Genomic DNA, 25434 nt, shown 5'->3' on the forward strand with positions numbered 1-25434 from the left:
ATGGACATCGATATCCGCACGCTGTTACTGAAGTTGAATCCCGAATGCAAGCGCGCCATGGGCGAGGCGGCCGAATTGTGCGTGCGGCAGACGCAGTTCAATGTCGAACTGGAGCACCTGCTGTTCGCGCTGCTGCAGGCGCAGGCGCCCGACTTCGGCGTGATCCTGCGCCGCTTTGGCGTCAACGACAGCGCGGTCACGGCACAGCTGCAGCACAGCATGGATGGCTACAAGCGCGGCAATGGCCGCACGCCGGCGCTGTCGGCCCATTTCATCGCGCTGTTCCAGCAGGCCTGGACCCTGGGTTCCCTGCTGCTGGGCGCACAGCAGGTACGCTCGGGCACGATCCTGTTGGCGATGCTGGAAGTGGACAGCCTGCGCGGCATGCTGATCGACAGCGCGCCGGAATTGCTGAAGATCCCGCGCGAGCAGCTGAAAAACGAACTGGCGGCGTTGCTGGCCGAGTCGGCCGAAGACGCCGGCCAGGCCGGCACGCCGGTAGCCGCCGCCAGCGTCGCCGCTGCGCCTGGCGTGTCCGCTGCGGCGGGCCAGACGCCGGCGCTCGACCAGTACACGGTCGACCTGACGGCGCAGGCGCGCGCCGGCGCCATCGATCCGATCCGTGGCCGCGACGCCGAGATCCGCCAGATCGTCGATATCCTGCTGCGCCGGCGCCAGAACAATCCCATTCTCACCGGCGAGGCCGGCGTCGGCAAGACCGCCGTCGTCGAAGGTTTTGCGCAGCGCATCGCGCAGGGCCTGGTGCCGCCGTCGCTGGCCAACGCGGTGGTGCGCTCGCTCGACCTGGCCCTGCTGCAGGCCGGCGCCGGCATCAAGGGCGAATTCGAAAATCGCCTGAAATCGGTGATCGCCGAAGTGCGGGCATCGAGCACGCCCATCATCCTGTTTATCGACGAGGCGCACCAGCTGATTGGCGCGGGCGGCATGGAAGGGCAGGGCGACGCCGCCAATCTGCTCAAACCGGCGCTGGCGCGCGGCGAATTGCGCACCATCGCCGCCACCACCTGGGCCGAATACAAGAAATACGTCGAGCGCGACCCCGCGCTGGCACGCCGCTTCCAGGTCGTCAAGGTCGAGGAACCGGAGCCCGATGCGGCCGTCGGCATGTTGCGCGGCATGGTCGCCACCTTGGAACAGCACCACGGCGTGGAAATCCTCGATGAGGCGGTGATGGACGCGGTGCGCCTGTCGCACCGTTATATCAGCGGGCGCCAGCTGCCCGACAAGGCGATCAGCGTGCTCGACACGGCCTGCGCGCGCGTCGCCGTGGGCCAGGCCGGGGCGCCGCCGCAGCTCGAAGCGCTGGAACACGATATCGTGCTGGCGGACGAAGCGTTGCAGATCGCGCGGCGCCAGCATGCGCGCGGCGAGGAGCGCGGCGAGGCGATCGCCAAGCTGGGCGTGCAGCTGGCCGCCTTGCGCAAGCGCCAGGCCACCTTGACGGCCAAGCTGGCCGAGGAACGCGGCGCGGTCGACGAGATCCTGGCGCTGCGCCGCGCGATTGCCGCCGATAGCGCGCAGGCCGGCGGCGTGATCGACGAAGAGGAGCGCGGCTCGCGCGGCGCGCAGTTGCAGCGCCTGCAAAAAGGCCTGGAAACGATCCAGGAAGACGAACCGCTGGTGCCGGTGTGCGTCGATTCGCGCATCGTCGCCGACGTCATCTCCGGCTGGACCGGCATCCCGGTCGGCAAGATGATGGCCGATGAAATCCATACCGTGCTGCAGCTCAAGGAGCGCTTGTCGGACCGCGTGGTCGGCCAGGACCAGGCTCTCGACGCGATCGCGCGCCGCGTGCGCACCTTCCGCGCCGAACTGGACGACCCGGGCAAACCGGTGGGCGTGTTCATGCTGGTCGGCCCCAGCGGCGTGGGCAAGACCGAGACCGCCTTCGCGCTGGCCGACATGCTGTATGGCGGCGAGCGCAATATGGTCACCATCAATATGTCCGAGTTCCAGGAAGCCCATTCGATCTCCAGCCTGAAAGGCGCGCCGCCCGGCTATGTCGGCTACGGCAAGGGCGGCGTGCTGACCGAGGCGGTGCGCCGCAGGCCGTACAGCGTGGTGCTGCTCGACGAAATGGAAAAGGCCCACCCCGACGTGCTCGAGATGTTCTTCCAGGTGTTCGACAAGGGCACCATGGAGGATGGCGAAGGCATTTCGATCGACTTCAAGAATACCCTGATCCTGCTGACCTCGAATGCGGCCCAGGACGTCATCACCCAGGCCTGCGCGGGCGGCCAGCGGCCCGACGTGCCGCAGCTGACCGAGCAGCTGCGCGCGGCCCTGCTGGGCCAGTTCAGCCCGGCCTTTCTGGGGCGCCTGGTGCTGGTGCCCTACTATCCGCTCGGTGACGAGCAGATCCGCAATATCGTCGACCTGAAGCTGGCCAAGCTGGCCGCGCGCTTCAAGGAAAACCACCACGCCCGCTTCACCTGGGATGATCATGTCACCGAGGTCGTCACGGCGCGCTGCACGGAAGTTGACAGCGGCGCGCGCAATATCGATTTCATCCTCACGCAATCGGTGCTGCCGCTGCTGTCGTCCCTGGTGCTCGAGCGCATGTCGCTGCTCAAACCGTTCACGGCGGTGCACATGAGCGTCGGCCCCGACCAGCAGTTCCGCTACGTCTTCCGCGACGAACCGCAGCGCGCGCCGGCGGGCACGGCGGGAGCGGCATGAGGACCGGCTTCACGCAGGCGAGCGGCTTCTTGTCGGTCAAGTCGCCATTCGGCGCCGACGACCTGCTGCTCGACGCCGTCGAAGGCAGCGAAGGCATTTCGGAACTGTTCAAGTTCCACCTGCACATGCGGTCGAGCAGCACCAGCCTCGCCGCCGCCACCATCGTCGGCAAGAGCGTGACGGTGACCATGACCCTGGAGGGCGGCACCACGCGCTACATCACGGGCATGGTGTCGCGTTTTATCCAGAGCGGCTACGACCGCGACTTCGCCAACTACGAAGCGGAACTGGTGCCGATGCTGTGGCTGCTGACCCTGTCGCGCGACCGCAAGATCTACCAGGCCAAGAGCGTCACGCAAATCATCGCCGCCGTGCTGGGCGACTTTTCCATCACCTTCGACGACCAGACCACGCAGACCTATGCGGCCCTGGATTACTGCGTGCAGTACGACGAGACCGCCTTCGACTTCATCAGCCGGCTGATGGAGCAGGCCGGCATCTTTTACTTTTTCACGTTTACCAGCAGCGGCCACACCATGGTGCTGGCCGACGCCAGCGCCGCCTTCGCCGATTGCGCCGGCGGCGCCGCGGTGCGCTTCTTTCCGCGCACCGGCATGTATAACGCGATCGACACGGTCTCGCGCTTCGCCTGGGAGAACACCATCGCGGTGAAGAAGGCGACCGTCAACGACTACGATTTCATCAAGCCCAGCACCTCGCTCGAAGGCACGCATTCGGCCACCGGCGGCAAGGGCGAAGTGTACGAATTCGCCACCGGCCACCTGGCCGTCGCCGCCGCCACGGCGCTGGCCAAGCTGCGCGTCGAGGCCAGCCAGGTGAATGCCGAAGTGCTGCGCGGCGACAGTTTTTGCTACCCCTTCCGCGCCGGCTGCAAGTTCACCCTGTCCGAGCATTTCGTCACCTCGCTGAACGCGGCTTTCGTGCTGCGCCGCGTGCACCATACTGCGCGCGACGAGCTGTACACCAATTCCTTCGAGGCGTTTCCGGCCACCGTGCCGTTTCGCCCGCCGGTGCAGACGGCGCGCCCGCGCGCGGTCGGCTGCGAGACGGCGCTGGTGGTGGGCCCCAGCGGCGAAGAAATCTGGACCGACAAATACGGCCGCATCAAGGTGCAGTTTCCGTGGGACCGCGACGGCGTCAAGGACGACAAGAGTTCGACCTGGCTGCGGGTGGCGCAATCGATGGCCGGCAACAGCTTCGGCGCACTGGTCCTGCCGCGCATCGGCCAGGAGGTGGTGGTGACCTACCTGAACGGCGACCCGGAGCGGCCGCTGGTGACCGGCTCGGTCTACAACGGCGAAAACGCCACGCCGGCCACGCTGCCGGCCAACCAGACCCAGAGCATCCTGCGCAGCCGCTCGTCGAAACAGGGCACGGCCGGCAACGAGTTGCGCTTCGAGGACAAGAAGGACGCCGAAGAGCTGTACCTGCATGCACAAAAGGACATGCTGACCGAGATCGAGGACGCGCTGACGACGACCATCAAGAAGGGCGCCGAAATCCATACCCTGCAGGAAGGCGACCGCACGGTCGACGTGCAGAAGGGCAAGGAAATCCACAACGTCAAGGCCACCCGCACGCTGAAGATCGACGGCGACGAAAGCCACACCAGCGGCGCCGATTTTACCCACAAGGTGACGGGCGACTATGCGCTGACGATCGACGGCAAGCTCAGCATCACCGTGACGGGCGGCATCACCATCACGTCCAGCGCGGCCATCACGCTCGACGCCAGCACCTCGCTGACGGCCAAGGCCGGTACCGCCTACAGCGCCAAGGGCGGCACCACCATGATCAACGAAGCGGGCACCAACCTGACCAACAAGGCCGGCATGAAACTGCTGAACCAGGGCGGCGTGCAGCTCGACAGCAAGGCGCCCATCATCAACAGCAAGGCCGACGCGATGCAAACCGTCGAGGCCGGCGCCATGCTGACGCTCAAGGGCGCCCTGGCGAAGGTGAACTGATATCGACACCCATCCATCAGCGGGCGCCGGCGCCGCGCCGCCAAGCTCGTCACCAGAGACCGATCTGCTGGTCGAAGAGCACGCCGACGACGGCCGCCTGGTGCAGCGCTGCACGATGCGCGGCGGCGTGCTGCACGGCCCGCTGGAACAGTTCGGCGCGCAGGGCCAGTTGCTGGTCAAGACGTTTTTCGAGCACGGCAAGATGCACGGCCCGATGGCGGTGTTCGACGAAGACGGCCTGCCGGTGCAGAAGTCGCAGTTTCGCGAGGGCCTGGCGCACGGGCCGATGGAGGTGTATGTGCATGGCCGCTGCGTGTCGCGCCAGACCATGGTCAAGGGCGTGGCCAGTGGGCCGGCGCTGTCGTATGACGAGGCGGGCAACCTGACGTCCAGGCTGCATCTGCTCGAAGGCCAGATCCACGGCCCCGCCGAATTTTTCCACCAGGGGCAACTGGTGCGCAAGTCGGTGTACCAGGGCGGCCTGCTCGAGGGCGCCTCGGTCGACTACGACGCCGAAGGCAGCGTGGTGCAGGCCTGCGTGTACCGCGCCAACCTGCTGCACGGCCCGCTGCGCCGCTACTGGCCCGACGGCACCCTGATGGAAGAAGTGCATTACCAGGACGGCAAGCTGGTGGGGGCGCCGGCGCGTTTCGACGCCAAGGGGCGCCGCACCGACAACAACGAGGCGACGCCGGCCTTGCTGGAGCGCATACAAAAACTGGTGAGAGGTCAATGAATGGGACAACAAGTATGCATGGGCGCAATGCTGACCTGTACCTTTGGCGCGGCGCCGGGCTCGATGATGGTGTTGCCGATGAACCTGGTGCTGACCGGCGTGCCGGACGCCAACATCATGGACAGCAAGCCGATGATGAACGTGCTGCCTTTCGGCATGTGCATGTCGATGTCGAATCCGATGGTGATCGCCGCCACCGCCGCCGCGCTGGGCGTGCCGACGCCGATGCCGTGCATCCCGATGACGATGGCGCCGTGGGTGCCCGGTTCGCCGACCGTGTTGCTGGGCAATATGCCGGCGCTGAACAATTCATCGAAGCTGATGTGCATGTGGGGCGGCGTGATCGGCGTCACGATGCCCGGCCAATTTACCGTTGCCGTGCCGTGAAGCGCGGCCGCCCAAGTTTGAACCATCCTGACCAAGAATGCCCGACATGAACTACAAATTTTCCCTCACGCCACGTTTGATCTCGCTGGCGATCTTTTCCGCCATCGCCCTGATGGTGCTGCTGTTCGCGCTCGGCTACCAGGTCGGCAAGAGCAGCGCGCCGGCGCCGCAGGTGGAGGGCCGCCTGGTCGACCAGGCCGAGCAGCGTGCGGAACGGCGCGTGGAACAGCGTCTCGGCGCCGCCACGGCACCGCTGGCCGCGCCCGTGCGCGAGCTGCAGAAAGTGGCGCCATGAAGCACGTGTATTACTTCGTGGCCGCGCTAAGCCTGGGCTGGACCTTGTTGTCGGCGCCGGCGCTGGCCGCCGCCCCGGCCGCGCCCGCCGCAGTGGCGCCGGCGCGCATTTCTCCGCTGGTCAAGGTGCCGGACGGTCGCATGCTGGCGCCCGATATCGCGCGTGTCGTCAGCCAGGGAGAACTGGTGGTGGCCATGCTGGCGATCGACAATCCGCCGTTCTTTTCGGTCAGGAACGGCGCCCTGGTCGGTACCGATGTCGACCTGGCCAGGCGCATCGCCGCCGCGCTGGCGGTGCCGGTACGGTTCGACCGCAGCGCCACCACGTTTGACGCGGTGGCCGACACGGTGGCGTCGGGCCAGGCCGACCTGGGCATCAGCCGCATGGCGCGCACGCTCAAGCGCAGCCAGGTGGTGCAGTTTTCCGATACCTACATGCGGCTCGGCCATGCCTTGCTGATCAACCGCGTGCGCTTTGCCACGCTGGCCGGCGACCAGCCGCTGCCGCAGGTGATCCGCAATTTCAGCGGACGCATCGGCGTGATCGCCGACTCCTCGTGGGAAGAGTTCGGCAAGCGCAATTTTCCGCGGGCGACCCTGGTGCGCTACAAGACCTGGGCCGAAGTGGTCAGGGCGGCCAAGGCGGGCGAGGTGGTGGCCGCCTACCGCGACGAGCTGGAAGTGATGCAGATCGTGCGCAGCGACCCGAGCCTGGCGCTGTCGCTGCGCACCGTCACCTTTGACGACCTCGAGTCGCCGCTGCGCGTGATGGTGGGCATCCGCGACACCACCATGCTGGCCTTTGTCAACGAAGTCATTGCGCAGTGGCCCGACAAGCCCACCGTCAGCAGTGTGCTCAAATCGATCAAATAAGAGCGCACCCATGGATATTCCCGTGACCATGCGGCGTTACCAGAAATGGGCGCTCAATCCCCTGACCGTGCTGGCCTGCGTGCTGGCCGGCGGCCTGGCCGGCTGGGCCTTGCCGGGCCCGTCCAGAATGCTGGGCCTGGTCGGCGTGGTGTATGTCGACCTGCTGAAGATGATCGTGCTGCCGTTCATGATTTCGGCCGTCATTTTCAGCCTGCAAAGCCTGTACCGTGAAGGCGGCGCCAGCCGCATCCTGCAGCGCGTGGTGGTGGTGTTCCTGGCCGCGTCGCTGCTGACGGCGGCGCTGTCGGTGGCCACCGGGCTGCTGGTCAGCCCCGGCGGCGAGATGCCGGCCGAGACGCGCGCCGCGCTGGGCAAGATCGTCAGCGCCGACGGCGACAGCAGCAATGCCAGCATGTCGCTGCGCAGCATGGACGAGCCGGTGTACGCCAGCAGCGTGCAGGATGTGCTGCAGTCGCTGATTCCGCAAAATATCTTCGCCTCGCTGGCGAATGGCGAAACCTTGAAGGCGCTGGTGTTCGCGCTGCTGTTCGGGCTGGCGGCGGGCAGGGTGCCGAACCGCATTTCCACAGGTCTGAACGAGGCGCTGGAAACCATCTACCTGGCCTGCCAGACCCTGACGCGCTGGGTCAACCTGCCGGTGCCGCTGATCCTGTTCTGCATGGCGGCCAGCCAGGTGGCCGAGTCCGGCCTGCAGCCACTGCGCGCGATGGCCGGCTTCGTCTTCGTGTTCCTGTTCATCTGCGTGCTGCTGCTGGCGCTGGCGATGTCGGTCATCAGCCGCCGCGCCGTGGTGCCGTATGCGGTGGTGCTGAAAGCCATGCGCGAACCGTTCGCCCTCAGCGTGGCCACCAACAACAGCGCCACCTGCATGCCGGCGATGGTCGACGCGCTGGCGCGCCAGCTGCAGTTTGCCCGTTCGCGCGTCGAACTGCTGGTGCCGCTGAGCATTTCACTGCTGCGCGTCGGCGCGATCGCCTATTTCGTCTGCGCCACCCTGTTCATCGCCGCGCTGTACGGCCGCACGCTGTCGCCGTACGACCTGTGCATGCTGGCGCTGGTGTCGGTGCTGTCGGGTTTTGCCGCGGCCGGCATGAGCGGCATCGTCACGGTGTCGCTGGTGGGCACCATCTGCGCCTATCTGTCGCTGCCGTTCGAGGCGGCCTTCGTGCTGCTGGCGGCGGTCGATCCGATCTGCTCAATGGCGCGCACGGCCGTCACCGTCATCGGCAGCTGCGCCTCGGTGGCGGCGATCTGCGCCCAGCCCGTCAAACTCTAGGCCGCCCATGTTTCCCATGCCTTCCGCCATCAAGCCGACCACCATCCAGATCGGCGAAATCGTCCGCCATCCGGTCGTCATGCTGGGCATGGTACTGCTGGGTGGCACGCTGGGCGCATTGACGCCGGGCAGCGCGCCGTGGCTGTCGGCCTTGTCGACGCTGTACCTGTCGCTGATCCAGATGGCCGCCTTTCCCTTCGTCATCCTGGCCGTGTATTTTGGCGTGCAGCGCCTGCCCAGCGTGCCGGATGCTGGCAAGCTGCTGCTGCGTTTGGTGCTGATGGCCTTGCTGGCCATGCTGCTGTGCACGGTGATCGGCGCGCTGGTGGCCGGCCTGACGTCCGCCGGCTCGCACATGTCGACGGCGCAGGTGGCCGAACTGGGCAAGCTGGCGCTCGATTCCGAACCGGGCTTTGCGATGGCGATGCGCGGCCGCGAGGCCGAGGCCGCCACTTGGAACGTATCGGCGCTGGTGCCGGACAATCTGTTCGGCGTGCTGGCCTATGGCCCGGCGCCGGCGGTGCTGGTCGGCGTGCTGTGCTTCGGCGCGGCGGTGGCGGTGCAGGCGCCAGCGCGCGCGAATGCCCTCGGCGCCATCTTCGAAGGCATCTACCGCGCGCTCGAATCGCTGGTGCACCGTTTCAACACCTTGCTGCCGCTGGCGGCCTTCGTGCTGGCCGGCGCGGCCACCGCCACCGCCGGCATGGAAACCATCTTGCTGCTGGGCGGCTTCCTGCTCGCCTTTTTGGCCGCGGCGCTGCTGGTGTGCGCGATGGCGCTGGGCGTGATCTGCTGGCGCCTGAAAAAAGCGCCGTGGCCGGTGCTGGTGGCGCTGCGCGAGCCGATCACGGTCTGCCTGTTTTCGCCGGTGGCGACGGCCGCCGTGCCCGGCTTTATCCAGGTCATGAGCGGCCAGCTCGGTTTCAACCGCGCCCTGGTGGAGCTGTGCACACCGATCGCGCCGGTCTTCCTGAAGGCCGGCGAGGCGATGTATTTCTCGATGCTGGCGATCTTCATCGCCAATCTTTACCATCACCCGCTGGCCGCCGCCGATGTGGCCCTGATCTGCGTGCTGTCGTGGACCGCCGCGCTGTGGTCGGTGGGCATTCCCGGCGTCAAGTCGCTGGTGCTGGGCACGTTCGTGATGGCCTCGCTGGGCCTGCCGCTGGAGGCCGTCTTGCCGGTGTTTTTGCTGGTCGAGGTGTTGTGCGAAGGACCGCGCAACCTGCTTTCCCTGCTGATATCGTCAGCCTTGATTGCACTGGTTGCGGATGGTCTGTATATTAACTTCGGGCAAGTTTCAGAGGCATGGCAACCGGCGACGCTGAAGCTGGTGTTCAGCCGCAAACAGATGATGCTGTTTTTTGTATTGGCGTCGATTGCGCTGGCAGGCGTGTTCTGCGCAGGCGTCGGCTTTGGGCTGTATGCGGCTTCCTGATGACTTTTTTTGATCGAACAACTATGACATGGAACTCCCGCCCGATGGCGCAACCGGCGCCGATGCGCCGCGGCGTGCTGATGTTGATGCTGGCCGGCGTGCTGAACGGCTGCGGCGTGGTCTCCGGCGCCGGCGCGCTGCTGGGACTGGGTCCCAAGCCGGTCGAGCCGGACTGGAAGACCCTGGCCCTGCAGGCGTCCGACGACGCCAATGACAACAGCGCGCTGGCGGTGGACGTGGTGCTGGTGCGCGACGCCGCCGTGCTCGAATCCTTGCTGGCGATGCCGGCCTCCAAATGGTTCGCCACCCGTGCCGATGTGCGCCGCAGTTTTCCCGATGCGCTGACCGTGTATTCCTATGAAATCGTGCCGTCGCAGAGCATCAAGCTCAACGACAAGCTGTGGCGTTCGGAAAAGGGCTGGGCGGCGCTGGTGTACGCCAGTTACGCCACCCCGGGCGAACACCGCGCCAGGCTGCTGCTGTCCGCTTCCGGCTATGTGGTGCGGCTTGGCGCCCAGGGCTTCGAAGCGGGCGAAATCAGGCCCGGCGCGGCGCAATAGCAGATACAGCAGATGATGAAACGACCACAATGATTCCAACTCAACTTTTGAACCGCATCCAATGGCATGAAGGCATGCTGTTGACTCCGCAGCACTTCCAGCAGGAAGGCGCGCGCATCGACACCCTGCTGGCCTGGCAAACCGTGGCCACCAATCCTTACGGCTGGGGCGTGCGCGAGCTGGTGATCGACGAGGCGCGGCTCAGCACCGGCACCGTCAGCGTGCTGCGGCTGGAAGCGATTTTGCCGAACGGCATGGCGGTCAGCTACGACGCCAGCACCGCGCAGGTGCGCGACATGGAACTGAAGCTGGAACTGGCGCCATGGGACGGCGAGATGACGCAGCGCGATGTCGACGTCTACCTGGTGCTGGGTAATACGCGCTCGCTGCGCCAGCCGGGCCAGCCGGCGATGTTCCGTGGCATCGAGAGCGCGCCGGTGGAGGATGAAGTGTCCGAGGCGCTGCCGGCCACCGTGCCGCGCATGGCCGTCAACCTGGCGCTGATGGCCGACGCGCTGCCGTCGTTCGGCTACGCCAGCCTGCGCCTGATGACCGTCAACAAGGTCAACGAGATCGTGCGCCGTGGCGCCTTTTTGCCGGCCATGCTGCAAGTGCCGGCCGAGGCGCCGATCCTGAAACGCGCGCGCGAACTGGCCACGCAGATGCGCAGCAAGGCGCTGTTCCTGGCGCGCCAGACCGCGCAGCCGTCGTCGCGCACCGAAGACCGGCTCAACCTGCTGGAACAGAAGTCGCGCTTGGCCAGCCTGATCCTCAATTTGCCCCTGCTCGAAGCCGTCTCCTCGTGCCCGGTGGTGCAGCCGCTGCCGCTGTACCTGGCGCTGTGCGCCCAGCTTGGCGCGCTGACCACCTTGCGCCCCGGCGCCGTGCCGTTGATGCCGCCGGCCTACGACCATGGCGACAGCGCGGCGATGTTCGATACCGTGCTGACGGCCTTGTCCAGCCTGGTCGCCGAAGTGAGCCAGGAATGGAAGACCTGCACCTTCGAATTCGACGGCAAGGTGTTTGCGCTCGACGTGCAGCCGGAATGGCTGGCCGGCAGCCGCATCGTGGTCGGCTTGCGCGGCCGGCCGGAAAGCGAGGCGATGCAATGGATGCGCGGCGCGGCGATCGGTTCGAAAACCGTGTGGACCTCGCTGACGGACCGCAGGGTCAGCGGCGCGGCGCGCATGAAGATCGATGTCGCCGAAGAGCTGGGCCTGCGCGCCAGCAGCGGCTACACCCTGTTCAGCATCGAGTTGTCCGAGCAATTCATCGTGCCTGACCAGCCCCTGCTGATCAGCAATCCCAATGAAAGCCTGCTGGCCCAGCGCCCGCAGGAAGTGGTGTTGTTCATAAAAGGATGAGTGCGTGAGCAAATCAACCAGTCCGGCCAATACCCTGTCGACGGGCAATACATGGAGCGGCGCCAATACCGAAGGCGTCGACCTGGCGTCGGTGCAGTTCCGCGATTTCTACGAAGTGCTGGCGCGCGCCGCGCAGGCCGTCACGCGGCTGACCGAAGGCGAAGCCAAGCCGGCCGCCGAAGCGCTCAGCCGCCAGCTGTGCCAGATGATCGAGCTGCAGACGCTCGAAGCGCGCCGCATCGGCGGCCATGCCGGCATCGAAGCCGAGGTGCAGGGCCGCTTCCTGAAGGCGGCGCTGGCCGACGAAGTGCTGCTCAATACCGAATGGGTCGGGCGCACCTACTGGCGCCATGTGCTGGTCGAGGCGACCCTGTACAAATCGAGCTTTGCCGGCGAACGGGTGTTCGACGACCTGGACCAGCTGCTGCGCGACCGCGAAGCGTCGCGTCGCAACCTGGGCCGGCTGTACCTGTATCTGCTGTCGCTCGGTTTCCAGGGCCGCTACCGCGGCCAGCCGCAGGACAAGATCGCCGAGTACCGGCGTGAGTTGTTCCAGTTCGTCTACCAGCGCCCGGCCGACCTGCAGGGGCGCGACCGCACCCTGTCGGAACAGGCCTACGCCAATACCCTGGCGCACCTGACGGCGGGCCGCTTGCCGCGCTTCAGCCGGCTGGGCCTGATCGCGGTGGTGGGATTCCTGGCCTTGCTGGGCATTTCCGAGCTGTTGTGGTTGTGGCTGTCGTGGCCCGTACGCACCGCCCTGGCGGTATCCTTATGATCGGCCTGCGGGGACCTCATCGTGTTTAGTTTTTTATCGGATAAGATAGCCATTGTCACTCTGCTGGGCCTGACCTTGCTGGTATTGCTGCTGCTGGCGGTGGTGATCTGGGCGGCCATGAAGGGCGCGCAGCAGGCCGACAAGCCGGCGGCCGAACAGCCGCGCCTGCTCAGCGCCGATTCGCTCAAGCAGTCCTTCCGCGTGGCGGTCGAGCTGATTGAAAACAATATCGCGGCGCGCGCGGAACGCTACAACCTGAGCTGGACCCTGGTCCTGAACGAGGGCAAGCAGGGCCGCGAATTGCCGCTGGTGCAGTCCGGCCTGCAAAGCGCGCTCAGCGCCGACAGCACCCTGGCCGCGCGCGGCCAGGGCATCAACTGGAATTTCTTCGACCAGGGCGTGGCGATCCAGCTGCAGTCGGAATACCTGGGCTCGCCCGATGGCGAAGGCCCGGGCGGCAACAATACCTGGGACGACTTCCTCGGGCTGTGCCGCAACTACCGTCCCGACCGGCCGTTCGACGCCATCGTGCTGGCGATCCCGGCCGCCGCCTTCTTCGATACCGACGGCCAGGCCCACCTCGACCTGATCGCGCGCGCCAAGGCCATCCACCGCCGCCTGTGGCTGGCGCAAAACCGGCTGGCGCTGCGCTTCCCGATCTATATCGCCATCGCCGACTGTGAAACCATACCCGGCTTCGCCCGTTTCGCCGCCGCGCTGCCCGAGCCGCTGCGCCGCTCGATGCTGGGCTGGTCGTCGCCATATGAATTGTCGGCGCCGTTCCAGGCGCAATGGGTCGACCACGCCATGAACGACATCGTGCGCAGCCTGTCGAACAGCGGCGCCGAACTGTGCGCGCTGGAACCGGCCGGTTCCGACAGCAGCGCCTACTTTTTGCTGCCGACCCAGGTCGAACGCCTGCGCACCGGCCTGAAGCTGTTTGCCGAAGAACTGATGCGGCCGAGCGCCTATCACGAGCCGTTTTTACTGCGCGGCATTTATCTGACGGGCGACTGCAGCGACGCCGCCGTCCTGCTGGGCAGCGGCAACGATGCCCAGGACCCGCTGGCCTCGCTGGCCTACGCCATGCCGGCAGCGCCGGAGCCGATCCCGGTGCCGGGCGACGAGCTGGCCTGGAACGGCAGCGGCGCCATCGCCAGCGCCGCGCCGGCCCTGCAGGCGGACCAGCTCAATGCGATGCCGGCCTTCTTGCGCGATATCTTCGAACGCAAGATCTTTGCCGAGGCCGGGCTGTTGCGCTCGTCCTCGTCGCAGCGCATGCGCCGTCCGGCCATGAACCGCGTGCTGCGCTGGTGCCTGGTGGGCGTGCCGGTGGTATGGGTGATCGGCATGGGCATCGGCGCGACCAGGCTGCATTACCTGGCGCGCGACGTGGTCGGCTACCTGCACAATATGGACGCCAACGCGGGCAACCTGGCCGGTAACCGCCAGGTGTTCGACCTGGCGCAGAACCGCCAGCACGCGCTCGACGCGCTGCTCAATATCGAACGCATGGGCGCGGCCCACATGGGCTCGCTGGCCATGCCCGGCTCCTGGCCCTGGTTCGACGGCCTGCATGACCGGCTGCAATGGCGCATGGAAAAAGGCTTTGCCGACAATGCCTTCGACCCCTTGCGCCGCGCCGCGTATGCGCGCGTCAGCGAGCTGACCGGGGTGCCGCTGGACCCGGTCTCGGGCAGCCTGATCATCGGCGCGCAATGCACCTTGCCGGCCCGCTGGCACCAGAACACGGGCGCCGTGACGAACGCCCTGAATGTCGAGGACCTGCCCGAATTCGGCGCCACGCTGGACTATATGGCGCGCCTGGAACAGCTGGAAAAACTGCTGCAGGCGATGATGCGGCTCAAGTCGCCCAGTTCCGGGCCGGCTTCGGGCGACGACCTGGCGCTGGTGGTGCGCATGGTGTTCGGTTTCGAACTGAGCGGCAATCCGGCGCGCACCGCGGCGCTGTTCCGCCAGGTCTCGCAAAACATGGCCTCGCTGTCGATGGAGCCGCTGCAGGAAGCGGCCGCCTGCTCGATGCGCCTGGCCATGAAGAGCACCACTCGCCGCCTGTTTGTCGACAACGGCTTGCTGCGGGCCGAGCAGGCCATCGGCGCCGGCTCGATGGAACTGGTCGACGCCAGCACCAAAATCGCCGATCCGGCCGCCACCTTGCTGGTCTGGCAAAACCTGCGCACCGCCCTGCGCTCGCAGGAAACGTATCTGGTGGCCGGCAAGGGCGCCTGGATGCACAGCAACGCGCTGGCGCTGGGGCCGGCCTGGGACAGCCTGCTGCAGCGCATGGAATCGCTGACCTTGCTGGGCAAGGGGCCGGCCGACGACGCGCGCAAGCAGGCCGAACAGGGCTTCATGCAATTTACCTCGGCCTGGGATGCGACCCTGGAATCGGACCGTTTGATCCAGGGCCTCAGTTCGGGCCTGGAATGGTCCGACAGCAACGCCAAGTGGGCTTTCGCGCCGGACCGCAAGGCCTTGCTCGACGCCTTGAACAACCTGCTGTCGCAGCCCTACATGAAGTTCAATACGCAGATCCGCTTCCCCGACGTGCCGCCGGGCGCCACCGTCAGCTGGGACCAGGCGCGGCTGGAGCAGGTGCTGGCGCTGGGCGAGGCGCGCAAGCGTTTCCAGACCGAATTGCTGCCCAAGTTCCCGGTGGCACTGCATGGCGCCGCCGCGGCGTTCGCCGATGCGGGCCTGGTGGAAACGGCGCGCGATCTGATCTCGCAGGCGTATTTCGTCTCGCCGCGTGAGCTGCAGGCGCCGGCCAGCGAACTCGACCGCGGCCGCGCGCTGCGCATGCGGGCCTGGCTGCAGGATGTCGGCGCCATCGATACGGCCGATACCCTGAGCCGCATCCTGGCCACCGATGCGCTGTCGCGTTTGCAACTGCTCGACGACACCCTGACGCGGGCCCAGGTCTACGTGCCGCGCGACCGCGCCTTCCGCGACTGGAACGGCGAAAAAGCGCCGCTGCTGCACGCCTTTGGCGCCAGCGATCCGGCCGGCCTGAACGCCTATGTGGCGCAACAGCAATCGTTTATCGAAGCGATCCACAAGGACGCCGAAGCGCTGCTGCTGCAACTGGGCGGCGCCCACGCGGGCAATCCGCTGGTGGCGCGCTGGCAGGCCAGCGTGGCCGACCTGAGCCGCTACCGGCTGCGCAGCCCGACCAGCAGCCTGATGTCGCTGGAGCAATTCGTGCTGAGCGGTTCGTCCGAGCTGGAGTTCGGCAATTGTCTCGACAAGCTGCCGCGCGGCGCGGCCCAGCGGCGTGGCGTCGACCTGTTTTCCGAGCGCTTGCAACTGCTGCAATCGGGCTTGTATGCGCGCTGCCGCGAATTGACGGTGAAGGGCTACCAGGATGCCTGGAACAATTTTGCCGACGCCTTCAACCGCGACCTGGCCAACCGTGCGCCGTTCCGCGCCCCCGGCGCCGACAGCGCGGCCAAGGGCGGCGGCGAACGCACGCCGGCGGCCGTCGACGATGTCGTCGCCACCTTGAAATTGTTCGACCGTGCGCGCGCCCTGGCGCCGTCTTCCGAGCGCGATACGGCGCGTCCGGCGGCGACGCAGGAGGTGCGCAGGTCCGACGAGCAGATGCAAAAAGTGCGCGATTTCCTGGCCCCCCTGTACCAGGGCGAGGAGGGGCAGCCCGGCGGCATGGATGTCAGTGTCGATTTCCGCGCCAATACCGCCGCCGAAGTCGACGGCAACAAGATCATCGACTGGGCCATCACCATCGGCGGCCAGACGCTGCGCCAGCGCGACACGCCGCGCCCGCTGCGCTGGGAGCCGGGCATGGCGGTGGCGCTGACCTTGCGCGTGGCCCAGGATGGCCCGGTGATGCCGAAGGCCGAGCCCGGGCACCCGGGCATGAGCGTCGAGGAACGCACCGTCAGCTACCGCTTCAACGATGCCTGGGCGCTGCTGAGTTTCGTGTCTGCCTACCGCGAAGCGGGCGCGCCGTCATCGTCGGCTTCGCGTTCGCAACTGCTGCGCTTCGAGTTTCCGATGACGGCCGTCAGCGACAGCGCCCGTATCGCCACCCGCGATACGCGCGCCAGGGTCTTTATCCGGGTCAGCGTCAGCCCGCCGGGCAAGCGCGCGCCGCTGGCCTGGCCCGGCGTTTTCCCGGCCAGGGTGACGGCGTGGTAAACCATTTCATGATTTGCAATCCTCCCATCTTAAGGACGTATCATCTATGACGGACGAAATACGCATTGCCGTTTTCGGCAGTTTTCACCGCGGCTTTCACGTCTTGAGCGAGTTGCTCAAGGGACCGCTGGCCAGCAAGGTGCGCGTGGTTGGCGTGGCCACCGACGATGTGCAGTCCGGCCACATCAGCCGCGACCGGCGCGTGTGGGCGTATCCGCATGCGCGCGAGGAGGAAACCATGGTCGAGGAACTGGCGGCGGCGCACGGCTTGCTCGCCTACAAGGGCAGGGTCAAGACGCCCGAGTTCTATCATATGTATGAACAGGAATGGCGGCCCGACGTGTGCATCGCCGCCACCTTCGGCCAGCGCATCGACGCTCGCCTGTTCGAGTTTCCCTCGCTCGGCTTCTACAACCTGCATCCGTGCATCGACGATGGCTGGCCGTCGCACTATGCGGGGCCGAACCCGTTCAAGGCCTTGCTCGACGATAAGTCGGACCATGTCTCGATCGCGCTGCACGAAGTCGATGATGGTTTTGATACGGGCAGGCTGCTGGGCTTGTCGGAAAAAATCTATTTCCCGCCTGGCGCGACGGTGGTTGATCTGCACCGCCTGTCGTCGCCGATCGCCGCCAAGTTTTTTGCCAGCGAACTGAACAAGATGCTCGGCTAGGCGCGACCACCATGGCGACACCGAAAAGCAGTATCAGCAGCAATTTGCGCAACTTGTACGACAAGGCGCGCCTGCTCATTACCGAGGAGCGCGACCCCGCTTTCCCGACACCGATGGCTCCTATGAATCCTCCCAGCTTGCCGATACCGATTTCCCTGATGAGCCATGCGCACCAGGATCAATTGGACATGTTGCTCCAGCCTCTCAGCGAAGAGCTGCCTTGCGGGCCGGCGCTGCGCTACGATCCGATCTTCACCGAGGTCCGGCTGCTGCGCGAAGAGGATGATCCCAGCTTGCCGATGGGTAACTGGGAACGTCCGCTGAAACGGGCCGACTGGCCCCTGATCGAAGCGCGCTGCGTGACGATGCTGAGCACCCGCTCCAAGGATTTGCAGATCGCCGCCTGGCTGCTCGAAGCTTGGGTGCGCCAGGGCGGTTTCGACGGCCTGTACCGGGGCCTGAGCCTGATCGACCGGCTGGTGCGGCAACTGTGGGAGCCGCTGCACCCGATGATCGAGGACAATGACGAGGACGCCCGCATCGCGCCGCTCGAGTGGCTCAACGCGTCGCTGTCGGCCACCTTGCGCCTGCATGTGCCGCTGCTGAAGATTGCCGGGCGCAAGCCGCCCGTGCTGACCCTGATCGACTGGGAACGGCTGATCGCGGTGGAACTGGCCGGCCCCGGCCACACCACCGACAAGCCCGGTGGCGGCGACGACGCGCCGCTGACGCGCGCCGACGTGGTGGCGTATGCGCACCAGCGGCTGGGGCGCGAGATGGCGCTCAAGCGCGAGATCATCAAGCGCTGCCTGAATTGCCTGGAAACCATGATGGCCTTTGTCGAGATACAGCTGGGCTCGCGTTCGCCCAACCTGTCCAAGCTGAAGGGCACGCTGGTGGCGTATGAACGGGTGATGGCGCAATTGATCGTGGAACCAACAGAGGATGACATCATGCCGCAAGACAGCGACAGTGTAGACTTGCCGCCCTTGGGCGAGGTGGCCGAAAGCGCGCCGGCCAAGGCCGGCGTGGCCAGTTCGGGCTGGAAGAACCGCAAGGAAGCGTATGCCACGCTGGAGTCGCTGGCCGATTACCTGAGCGCGGTCGAACCGCACAGCCCGACGCCCTACCTGCTGCGGCGCGCCGTCAAATGGGGCAGCATGCCGCTGCCCGAATTGATGGCGGAAATCATCCGCGAAGAGGGCGACCTGAATCGGCTGGCGAATGTGCTGGGCCTGAAGGAATAGTTGCCAGCGGACGGGCTACCAGCTGATAATTTTGCCTGGATTCATGATGTTGTTCGGGTCCAGCGCATGCTTGATGGCGCGCATGGTGTCGATCGCGTCCGCGCCATGTTCTTCCACCAGGAAATCCATCTTGTGCATGCCCACGCCGTGCTCGCCGGTGCAAGTGCCGTCCATGCCGATGGCGCGTGTGACCATGTCGCTGTTGACCTGTTCGGCGCGCGCGATATCCACCGGATTGCCTGGGTCGACCAGCATCTGCACATGGAAATTGCCGTCGCCGACGTGGCCGATAATGGCGTAGGTCAAGCCGGCGCGTTCGCAGTCATCCCTGGTGGCCAGGATGCACTCGGCCAGCCGTGAAATCGGCACGCAGCAATCGGTGGAAATGGCGCGGCTGCCCGGGCGCAGTTGCAGCAGCGCAAAATAGGCGTTGTGGCGCGCGGCCCACAGGCGCGAGCGCTCTTCGGGCCGGCTGGCCCATTCGAAACCGCTGGCGCCGTGTTCGGCCGCAATCTCCTGCACCAGCTGCGCCTGCTCGGCCACGCTGGCCGGCGTGCCGTGGAATTCAAACAGCAGCAGCGGTTTTTCCGGCAGCGCCAGCTTGTCGTAGGCGTTGATGGCTTTCACGCCGTTTTCGTCAAGAAACTCCACGCGCGCCACCGGCACGCCCAGCTGGATGGTCTGGATCACGGCGTTGACGGCCGAGCCCGTGCCGGGAAACGAGCAGACGGCGGCGGAAATGGCTTCCGGCAAGGGGTACAGTTTCACCGTCACTTCCGTGATGATGCCCAAGGTGCCTTCGCTGCCGACAAACAGCCGCGTCAGGTCGTAGCCGGCCGACGATTTTTTCGCCCGCGTCCCGGTCCTGATGATGCGCCCGTCGGCCGTGACGACGGTGAGCGCCAGCACGTTTTCGCGCATGGTGCCGTAGCGCACGGCATTGGTGCCCGAGGCGCGCGTGGCGGCCATGCCGCCCAGCGAGGCGTTGGCGCCCGGGTCGATCGGGAAGAACAGGCCGGTGTCGCGGATTTCCTCGTTGAGCTGCTTGCGCGTGACGCCGGCCTGCACCGTGGCCGTCAGGTCCTGGCCGTGCACGGCCACCATCGCGTTCATCTGCGACAGGTCGATGCAGACGCCGCCATGCAGGGCCAGCACATGGCCCTCCAGCGAAGTGCCGCTGCCCCAGGCGATCACCGGCACGCCGTGCGCGGCGCACAGCTTGACGGCGGCCGCCACTTCCTCGGTGGAATGGGCAAAGATCACGGCGTCGGGCAGCATGGCATCGTAGCGTGATTCGTCGCGCCCATGGTGCTCGCGCATCGCCTGCGTGGTGCTGTAGCGGTCGGCGAAGATCAGGGCCAGTACGGCAGCCAGCGTTTCGGGTAGTGGCCGTTTCAGGGCCGCCAGTTGGTCGGTGTGCGTCACGTGTGTCCTCCGTTATTTTCCTGATTTTACTCCCAGGCTGCCTTGCCCCTGAGGTCGGTTTTTTTGCCAGCTGTAAAAAAAATTGCTGTAACGTATTGTTTCAATTGTAAATGAGAATCATTTCTAATAGAATGATGCCGGTTATTGTTGTTGCATGTCATTTTTTGAAAGCTGATCGATGAAATTATCTGTTTTCCTGCTGTTGGGCGGTGCGCTGGTCTTGAGCGCTTGCGGCGCCCTTGCTCCTGCCGCTGGCGGCGCCGACGCGGTTGTCTTCGCGCAAGCGCCACATCCTGCCGGCGATATCATCGACTTGCGCAGCGGCCAGCGCATCGAAGCCGGCCAGCTGCTGGCGCAACTGGCGGCCGCGCCGCGCGTGATCGTCGGCGAGCAGCACGACCAACTGAGCCACCACCGGATCGAGCAATGGCTGGCGCTGCAGCTGCAGGGCCAGCGTCCGCAAGGCAGCGTGCTGCTGGAAATGCTGAACCCGGATCAGCAGGCGAAGGTGGACAAGGTCCAGCCCTGGCTGCGGACGGACCCGGTGGTGCGTCCCGAGCATGTGGCCGAACTGCTGGCCTGGCAACCGGGCTGGCAGTGGCGGCAATATGGCGAGCTGGTCATGACGGTGATGCGCGCGCCGTACCCGGTCTGGTCTGCCAACCTGGACCGCAGTGAAATCAAGCAGCTGTTTGTCGACCGGCCTGGCGTGCAGGGCAAGTATTCCAACCTGGCCAACGATGCCAAAGTGCACGCCAGGCTCCAGGACCTCATCCGCGTCATGCACGACAACCAGATCGATGCGCCGCGTCTTGCCGCCATGCTGTCGGTGCAGCAGCAGCGCGACCGCCGCATGGCCGAGCGCCTGCTGGCCGCGCCCGCGCCGGCCCTGCTGATCGCCGGCGCCTACCATGCGGCCAAGGATGTGGGCGTGCCGCTGCATGTGCGGGACCTGACGGGCGGCCCCGCGCCGCTGGTGCTGATCCTGGCGCAACAGGGCGCCACAGTGACGCGCGAGCAGGCCGATTTCGCGTGGTTCACGCCAGCGTCCGCCGCCGACGTACAGTAAGTATTTCCCATCCCCCCCAGCAAGCTCTTCCAGCAGCCAGGCAGTCCCTTCGATTTTTTTTGCATGCGCATGCGCCGCCGCAGGCGCAGCCATGCCCGCTGACCTGGTAAAACCCTGATGACTGTTGCTGCTTCCCTCACTTCCCTGACACCCGCCGCGCGCGCCGCCGCCTTGTCCCATGATATGTCGCCCTTCGGCATGTTCCTTGCCGCCGACCAGGTGGTCAAGAGCGTGTTGCTTTGTTTGCTGCTCGCGGCATTGGCCGCCTGGGTGATCTTGCTGGTCAAGGGGGCCAGCCTGCTCAAGGCGCGGCGCGAAGCGGCCCAGGCCGTTGCCTTGCTCAGGACGGCAATTTCATTGCCGGACGCAACCCGGAAGCTGGCCAGCGCGGCGCCGCTGGCACGGCTGCTGCTCGATGACGTGCGGCAGGAACTGGCGCTGTCGCACGCCGATGCGCCGGTGGCGGCCCTGAAGGAGCGGGTGGGATTTCGTCAGGAGCAGTTGCTTGCCGATACCGTGCGCGCCATGGGGCAAGGCCTCGGCGTGCTGGCCAGTATCGGCGCCGTCGCCCCGTTCGTCGGTTTGTTCGGCACCGTGTGGGGCATCATGAACAGCTTTATCGGCATTGCCGCCAGCCAGAGCACCAACCTGGCGACGGTGGCGCCGGGCATTGCGGAAGCCTTGCTGGCCACGGCGCTCGGGCTGGTGGCGGCGATACCGGCCGTGGTGATCTATAACCTGCTCAGCCGTGGCATCAACGGTTACAAGGCGCAATTGCGCGCCGCTTCGGCGCAGGTGCTGCTGATGCTGAGCCGCGATCTCGATGGCCGGGACGCCGCCACTGTCCGTCAATCCAGCCTCCGGCAGGCCTGAAGCATGGCCTCCCTGTTTCCTTCGCAAGCGGACGATGCGGCTGACCTGGCCGAACTGAGCGAGATCAATGTCACGCCCTTTATCGACGTGATGCTGGTGCTGCTGATTATCTTCATGGTCGTCTCGCCGCTGGCCACGGTCGACCTGAAGATCGATTTGCCGGCCGCCACCGCGCGGCCCGAACCACGCCCCGATCAGGCGCTGTTCGTGTCGCTGAAAGCCGACCGCAGCCTGTATCTGGGCGAGGCGCCGGTGGCGCGCGAGCAGCTCGGTGCGCGGCTGGACGGCGCAACCGGAGGCGACCGCCAGCGCACCGTGTTCTTCCAGGCTGACAAGCAGGCCGCTTACGAGGATGTGCTGGCGGTGATGGACGGTTTGCGCCAGGCCGGTTACCTGAAAGTGGGCCTGGTCGGCCGGGAGGGCGGGTGATTTCGCGATCGCATCAGGAGCGGCCCGTGCTGGGCTGGGGCATCGCCAGTGCGCTGGTGACGGCGCTGGCGCTGGCGCTGCTGCTGTGGCTGAGCTGGCGGCCGCAGGCGGTGGCGCCGCCATTGCCCGCAGCCAGCGTGATGGTGGTGTTTGCCGCGCAAGCGATGTCGCCGGAAACGCAGGCCAGCCAGGCGGTGGGCGCGCGCCAGTCGGCCGCCTCGCATGCGGCGCGGCCGCCTCCTGGTCCGCTTCCCGCGCCAGCGCTGCCGGTGCTGGCACGTGCCGATGCCTCGGTCATCGCGACGACCGACAAGCAGGCGAAGGCGGCCGCCAGTCCATCGCCCGACCCGGGCCAGGATGCGGCGCTGGAGGCGGCCTCGCCGGCACAGGCCAGCAGCAGCGCCGCGCCGGCGCCGGCGGCCGTGCGCGGTCCGCAGGCGGCGCCCTTCGACAGCGATACGCCAGCGAGCAGCGCCGTGCAAGCCAGCTGGCAAAGCCTGGTGCTGGGGCATCTGGCGCGCTTCAAGCGTTATCCGGGCGATGCGCGCCAGCGCCAGCGGGCAGGGCAGGCGTGGGTGCGTTTCCGGCTCGATGCGGGCGGCAAGCTGCTGTCGAGCGAGCTGCTGACGTCCTCGGGCACGGTGTTGCTCGACCGCGAAGCGCTGCAGGTGCTGGCGCGCGCCCAGCCTTTGCCGGCGCCGCCCGGCGAGGTGCTGCGGCAGGGCGTGGTGACCGTCACCTTGCCCGTGTCGTTCAAGCTGGCGGCGGGCCACCCGCCCGATGCCACATGATTTTCTAAAAACTTACCACAAGCGAGGATGCATGAAAATGAACAGGATGGCGTACGCCGTGGGCGTGTGCATGATGGTGCTCGTCCAGCAGGCGCGGGCGCAGGAAGACGACGATGGCAAGGTGGAGTTTTCCGCCTTGAATGTCTCGGGTGAGGCTGTTTCCGCAGAGCAGCAGGCGCTGGAAAAACCGGGCGCCGTCAGCGCGCGCGGCGCCGACACGCGCTTGCAGTCGGTGGACCAGATCGTGCGCAGCATGCCGGGCACGTTTACCCAGATCGATCCGGCGCAGGGCGCCGTCAGCGTGAATATCCGCGGCCTGTCGGGCCTGGGCAGGGTCAACATGATGGTCGATGGCGTGAGCCAGAACTATTACGGCAGCGCGCCGTCGGAAGTGTCGCATGGCGGCGTGCCGGGCAGCCAGTTTGGCGCCCTGATCGACCCCAACTTCATCGTTGGCGTGGATGTTTCGCGCGGCAATATCACGGGCGGCGACGGCGTCAATGCGCTGGCTGGCAGCGCCAATTTTCGTACCATCGGCGTCGACGACGTGGTGTTTGCGGGCGAAAGAACGGGCGCGCGCACGAAACTGTCGGCGGGTAACAATGGCACCGGCCGCAGCGCCATGCTGGCCGTGGCGCTGAAAAACCCGGCTTTTGATGGCGGCAGCGTGGGCTTCATGGCCGCCACCAGCGCCAGCGTGATCGGCAGCAACTACAAGAATGGCAAGGGCACGAATAGCGAGGAGTTCGGTTTCGGCTACAACCGTTACTACAAGCAAAAACCGAAGTCGCAGCTGCTCAAGCTGGACCTGACACTGAGCGACTTCCATGCGCTGGAACTGTCGGCGCGCGATTATCGCAATACCTTCACGCGCCGCGATATCCAGAGCAACGATTACTATGTGAAATACCACTACACGCCGTTTTCCGAACTGGTCGACCTGAACGTCATGGCCAGCAGCAGCCGCGGCAACCAGAAATACATGCCGGAAGCCTTGCTCAATTTCGTCAACACCAATGCGGCCAACCGCGCCGACGCGTTCGACATCCACAACACCAGCAGCTTCCGGCTGGCCGGCGGCGACGCGCTGGTGACCGTGGGCGGCAAGCTGATGCGCAACCGCTACAGCAAGCATGTGGAAAGCCTGGTTCACGACCCGGACAACCCGGACGCCAACCGGCAGTCGATCGAGTCGAATACCTTCGGCCCGTCCGGACGTCAGAGGATCGACAGCCTGTACGCCAGCATGCAGTACAACCGCGGCATCTATCAGGTCAATGCCGGCCTGAACTACACGGGTTTCGAGCTGACCGGCTACAAGCCCGCCTGCGATGTGCGTGTGAAATGCTTCCCCCAGGGCGCGGCCGATATCGCCCTGAAGGAGCATGGCATCAACCCCTCGCTGCTGTTGTCGGCCCAGTTGCATCCGTGGTTCCAGCCGTTTGCCAGCGCCGAGCGCACCATGCGCGGGCCGAATCCGCAGGAAGTATTTTTCTCCAATGATGGCGGGGCCTCGATGAATCCTTTCCTGAAGGGGGAAAAGTCGACCACCTATCAGCTGGGCTTCAATTCCAGCCTGCATGGCTTGCTCAGTGCTAACGATGCGCTGAACTTCAAGGTGCTGTATTTCAAGAGCAAGATCGACGGCTATATCACCAGCCAGTCCTTTCTTGTCTGCGAAGGCGGGCGCAAGTGCAATATCGCCGAAGTGATCGCCACCGACTGGCAAACCGTCGATCCCTACGTGACCAATATGTATATCTACATCAACTCGGCCACGCCGGTGCATACGCGCGGGCTGGAACTGGAAGCGCAATACCAGTGGGGGCCGGCCTATGCGCGGCTGTCGTATACACGCGAAAAAACCAGCCAGCCCACCTCGATCGCCAGCGCCTGGTTCGGCGCGGCCGATATCAGCGAACTGCCCAGCGTGTACTACAACCTCGACGTCGGTGCGCGCCTGCTGGACAATAAACTGGAACTGGGCGCCATCATCAAGCATACGGGCAGCAACCGCCGCCTGTCGCCGGATAACGAGGCCGATGAGGTAACGGGCGAAGTGACCAAGGTGAGCAATCCGAAGATCCCGGCCGTGATCGACCTGTATGCCAGCTACCGGCTGGGCAAAAATCTGTTGCTGCGCCTGTCGGTGCAAAATGCGATGGACAAGGATTATTCCGAAGCGCTGAACCGCATGAATTCCATGCCCTCGCAGTCGAACGACTATACGCCGATGGGCACGGCGCGCGGCAGGACCTATGTGGCGGGGCTGGAGTACCGCTTTTAAGCGCCGGCCATGAAAAAGGCCGGATCATGGGATCCGGCCCAGGGAG

The 25434-nt window shown here is 65.9% G+C and carries 20 protein-coding genes; 19 read left to right on the forward strand and 1 reads right to left on the reverse strand.

From position 1 onward, the window contains the following. From tssH to tssA, 14 genes are all read left to right on the forward strand, one after another. A complete protein-coding gene (gene tssH, locus Q8L25_RS11915; RefSeq protein ID WP_308925020.1) occupies positions 1-2700 on the forward strand; it encodes a type VI secretion system ATPase TssH in 2700 nt (899 codons plus the stop codon). Then, complete coding sequence (locus tag Q8L25_RS11920) at positions 2697-4688, forward strand: type VI secretion system tip protein TssI/VgrG (protein WP_308925021.1); 1992 nt, start codon at positions 2697-2699, stop codon at positions 4686-4688. The genes tssH and Q8L25_RS11920 overlap by 4 nt, the downstream gene beginning before the upstream one ends. Before the next feature lie 100 nt (positions 4689-4788). Further along, entirely contained in the window at positions 4789-5424 is a 636-nt protein-coding gene (locus tag Q8L25_RS11925) for a toxin-antitoxin system YwqK family antitoxin (RefSeq protein WP_308925022.1), read from the forward strand. Continuing rightward, positions 5425-5811: a DUF4280 domain-containing protein gene (locus Q8L25_RS11930; protein ID WP_308925023.1), complete on the forward strand. Its 387-nt coding sequence runs from the start codon at positions 5425-5427 to the stop codon at positions 5809-5811. A gap of 46 nt (positions 5812-5857) precedes the next feature. Continuing rightward, positions 5858-6106 (forward strand): hypothetical protein, encoded by a 249-nt coding sequence (locus Q8L25_RS11935; RefSeq protein ID WP_308925024.1) that lies wholly within the window; start codon positions 5858-5860, stop codon positions 6104-6106. Further along, on the forward strand, positions 6103-6978 hold the full coding sequence (locus Q8L25_RS11940; RefSeq protein ID WP_308925025.1) for a transporter substrate-binding domain-containing protein: 876 nt from the start codon (positions 6103-6105) through the stop codon (positions 6976-6978). The genes Q8L25_RS11935 and Q8L25_RS11940 overlap by 4 nt, the downstream gene beginning before the upstream one ends. 28 nt (positions 6979-7006) lie before the next feature. Beyond that, positions 7007-8275 (forward strand): dicarboxylate/amino acid:cation symporter, encoded by a 1269-nt coding sequence (locus Q8L25_RS11945; RefSeq protein ID WP_374694301.1) that lies wholly within the window; start codon positions 7007-7009, stop codon positions 8273-8275. A gap of 7 nt (positions 8276-8282) precedes the next feature. Next, positions 8283-9713, forward strand: a complete 1431-nt coding sequence (locus Q8L25_RS11950; RefSeq protein WP_308925027.1) for a cation:dicarboxylate symporter family transporter — start codon at positions 8283-8285, stop codon at positions 9711-9713. A 23-nt stretch (positions 9714-9736) separates the two neighbouring features. After that, positions 9737-10273: a hypothetical protein gene (locus tag Q8L25_RS11955; RefSeq protein WP_308925028.1), complete on the forward strand. Its 537-nt coding sequence runs from the start codon at positions 9737-9739 to the stop codon at positions 10271-10273. Between the two features lie 74 nt (positions 10274-10347). Beyond that, positions 10348-11637, forward strand: a complete 1290-nt coding sequence (tssK, locus tag Q8L25_RS11960; protein ID WP_374694262.1) for a type VI secretion system baseplate subunit TssK — start codon at positions 10348-10350, stop codon at positions 11635-11637. A gap of 4 nt (positions 11638-11641) precedes the next feature. After that, positions 11642-12415, forward strand: coding sequence for a DotU family type IV/VI secretion system protein (locus tag Q8L25_RS11965; RefSeq protein ID WP_308925030.1), 774 nt, complete (start codon positions 11642-11644; stop codon positions 12413-12415). 21 nt (positions 12416-12436) lie between these two features. Further along, positions 12437-16594, forward strand: a complete 4158-nt coding sequence (locus Q8L25_RS11970) for a type VI secretion protein IcmF/TssM N-terminal domain-containing protein (protein ID WP_308925031.1) — start codon at positions 12437-12439, stop codon at positions 16592-16594. A 46-nt stretch (positions 16595-16640) separates the two neighbouring features. Then, positions 16641-17267, forward strand: coding sequence for a formyltransferase family protein (locus Q8L25_RS11975; protein ID WP_308925032.1), 627 nt, complete (start codon positions 16641-16643; stop codon positions 17265-17267). An 11-nt stretch (positions 17268-17278) separates the two neighbouring features. Beyond that, on the forward strand, positions 17279-18514 hold the full coding sequence (tssA, locus tag Q8L25_RS11980) for a type VI secretion system protein TssA (protein WP_308925033.1): 1236 nt from the start codon (positions 17279-17281) through the stop codon (positions 18512-18514). A gap of 15 nt (positions 18515-18529) precedes the next feature. Here the strand turns inward: tssA and Q8L25_RS11985 are convergent, their stop codons facing one another. Next, on the reverse strand, positions 18530-19939 hold the full coding sequence (locus Q8L25_RS11985; RefSeq protein WP_308925034.1) for an FAD-linked oxidase C-terminal domain-containing protein: 1410 nt from the start codon (positions 19937-19939) through the stop codon (positions 18530-18532). A gap of 178 nt (positions 19940-20117) precedes the next feature. Between Q8L25_RS11985 and Q8L25_RS11990 the strand changes: the two genes are divergently transcribed. The 5 genes from Q8L25_RS11990 (at position 20118) to Q8L25_RS12010 (ending at position 25388) form a co-directional block, all read left to right on the forward strand. After that, a complete protein-coding gene (locus tag Q8L25_RS11990; RefSeq protein WP_308925035.1) occupies positions 20118-21008 on the forward strand; it encodes a ChaN family lipoprotein in 891 nt (296 codons plus the stop codon). Positions 21009-21125: 117 nt separating this feature from the next. Then, the gene (exbB, locus tag Q8L25_RS11995; protein WP_308925036.1) at positions 21126-21881 is read left to right on the forward strand and encodes a tonB-system energizer ExbB; all 756 of its coding nucleotides are present in this window, start codon (positions 21126-21128) and stop codon (positions 21879-21881) included. Positions 21882-21884: 3 nt separating this feature from the next. Next, positions 21885-22310 carry a TonB system transport protein ExbD gene (gene exbD, locus Q8L25_RS12000; RefSeq protein WP_308925037.1) on the forward strand — a complete coding sequence of 142 codons (426 nt, stop codon included), beginning with the start codon at positions 21885-21887 and terminating at the stop codon, positions 22308-22310. After that, a complete protein-coding gene (locus tag Q8L25_RS12005) occupies positions 22307-23101 on the forward strand; it encodes a TonB family protein (protein WP_308925038.1) in 795 nt (264 codons plus the stop codon). Before exbD ends, Q8L25_RS12005 begins: the two co-directional genes overlap by 4 nt. Before the next feature lie 31 nt (positions 23102-23132). Beyond that, entirely contained in the window at positions 23133-25388 is a 2256-nt protein-coding gene (locus Q8L25_RS12010; protein WP_308925039.1) for a TonB-dependent receptor domain-containing protein, read from the forward strand. Positions 25389-25434: the final 46 nt, after the last annotated feature.

The sequence above is a fragment of the Janthinobacterium sp. J1-1 genome (assembly GCF_030944405.1).
Taxonomy (GTDB): domain Bacteria; phylum Pseudomonadota; class Gammaproteobacteria; order Burkholderiales; family Burkholderiaceae_D; genus Janthinobacterium.

Coding starts and splice junctions, on each gene's coding strand:
- tssH (WP_308925020.1), top strand. CDS start 1: ATGGACATCGATATCCGCACGCTGTTACTGAAGTTGAATCCCGAATGC.
- Q8L25_RS11920 (WP_308925021.1), top strand. CDS start 2,697: ATGAGGACCGGCTTCACGCAGGCGAGCGGCTTCTTGTCGGTCAAGTCG.
- Q8L25_RS11930 (WP_308925023.1), top strand. CDS start 5,425: ATGGGACAACAAGTATGCATGGGCGCAATGCTGACCTGTACCTTTGGC.
- Q8L25_RS11935 (WP_308925024.1), top strand. CDS start 5,858: ATGAACTACAAATTTTCCCTCACGCCACGTTTGATCTCGCTGGCGATC.
- Q8L25_RS11940 (WP_308925025.1), top strand. CDS start 6,103: ATGAAGCACGTGTATTACTTCGTGGCCGCGCTAAGCCTGGGCTGGACC.
- Q8L25_RS11945 (WP_374694301.1), top strand. CDS start 7,007: ATGCGGCGTTACCAGAAATGGGCGCTCAATCCCCTGACCGTGCTGGCC.
- Q8L25_RS11950 (WP_308925027.1), top strand. CDS start 8,283: ATGTTTCCCATGCCTTCCGCCATCAAGCCGACCACCATCCAGATCGGC.
- Q8L25_RS11955 (WP_308925028.1), top strand. CDS start 9,737: ATGACATGGAACTCCCGCCCGATGGCGCAACCGGCGCCGATGCGCCGC.
- tssK (WP_374694262.1), top strand. CDS start 10,348: ATGCTGTTGACTCCGCAGCACTTCCAGCAGGAAGGCGCGCGCATCGAC.
- Q8L25_RS11975 (WP_308925032.1), top strand. CDS start 16,641: ATGACGGACGAAATACGCATTGCCGTTTTCGGCAGTTTTCACCGCGGC.
- tssA (WP_308925033.1), top strand. CDS start 17,279: ATGGCGACACCGAAAAGCAGTATCAGCAGCAATTTGCGCAACTTGTAC.
- Q8L25_RS11990 (WP_308925035.1), top strand. CDS start 20,118: ATGAAATTATCTGTTTTCCTGCTGTTGGGCGGTGCGCTGGTCTTGAGC.
- exbB (WP_308925036.1), top strand. CDS start 21,126: ATGACTGTTGCTGCTTCCCTCACTTCCCTGACACCCGCCGCGCGCGCC.
- exbD (WP_308925037.1), top strand. CDS start 21,885: ATGGCCTCCCTGTTTCCTTCGCAAGCGGACGATGCGGCTGACCTGGCC.
- Q8L25_RS12010 (WP_308925039.1), top strand. CDS start 23,133: ATGAAAATGAACAGGATGGCGTACGCCGTGGGCGTGTGCATGATGGTG.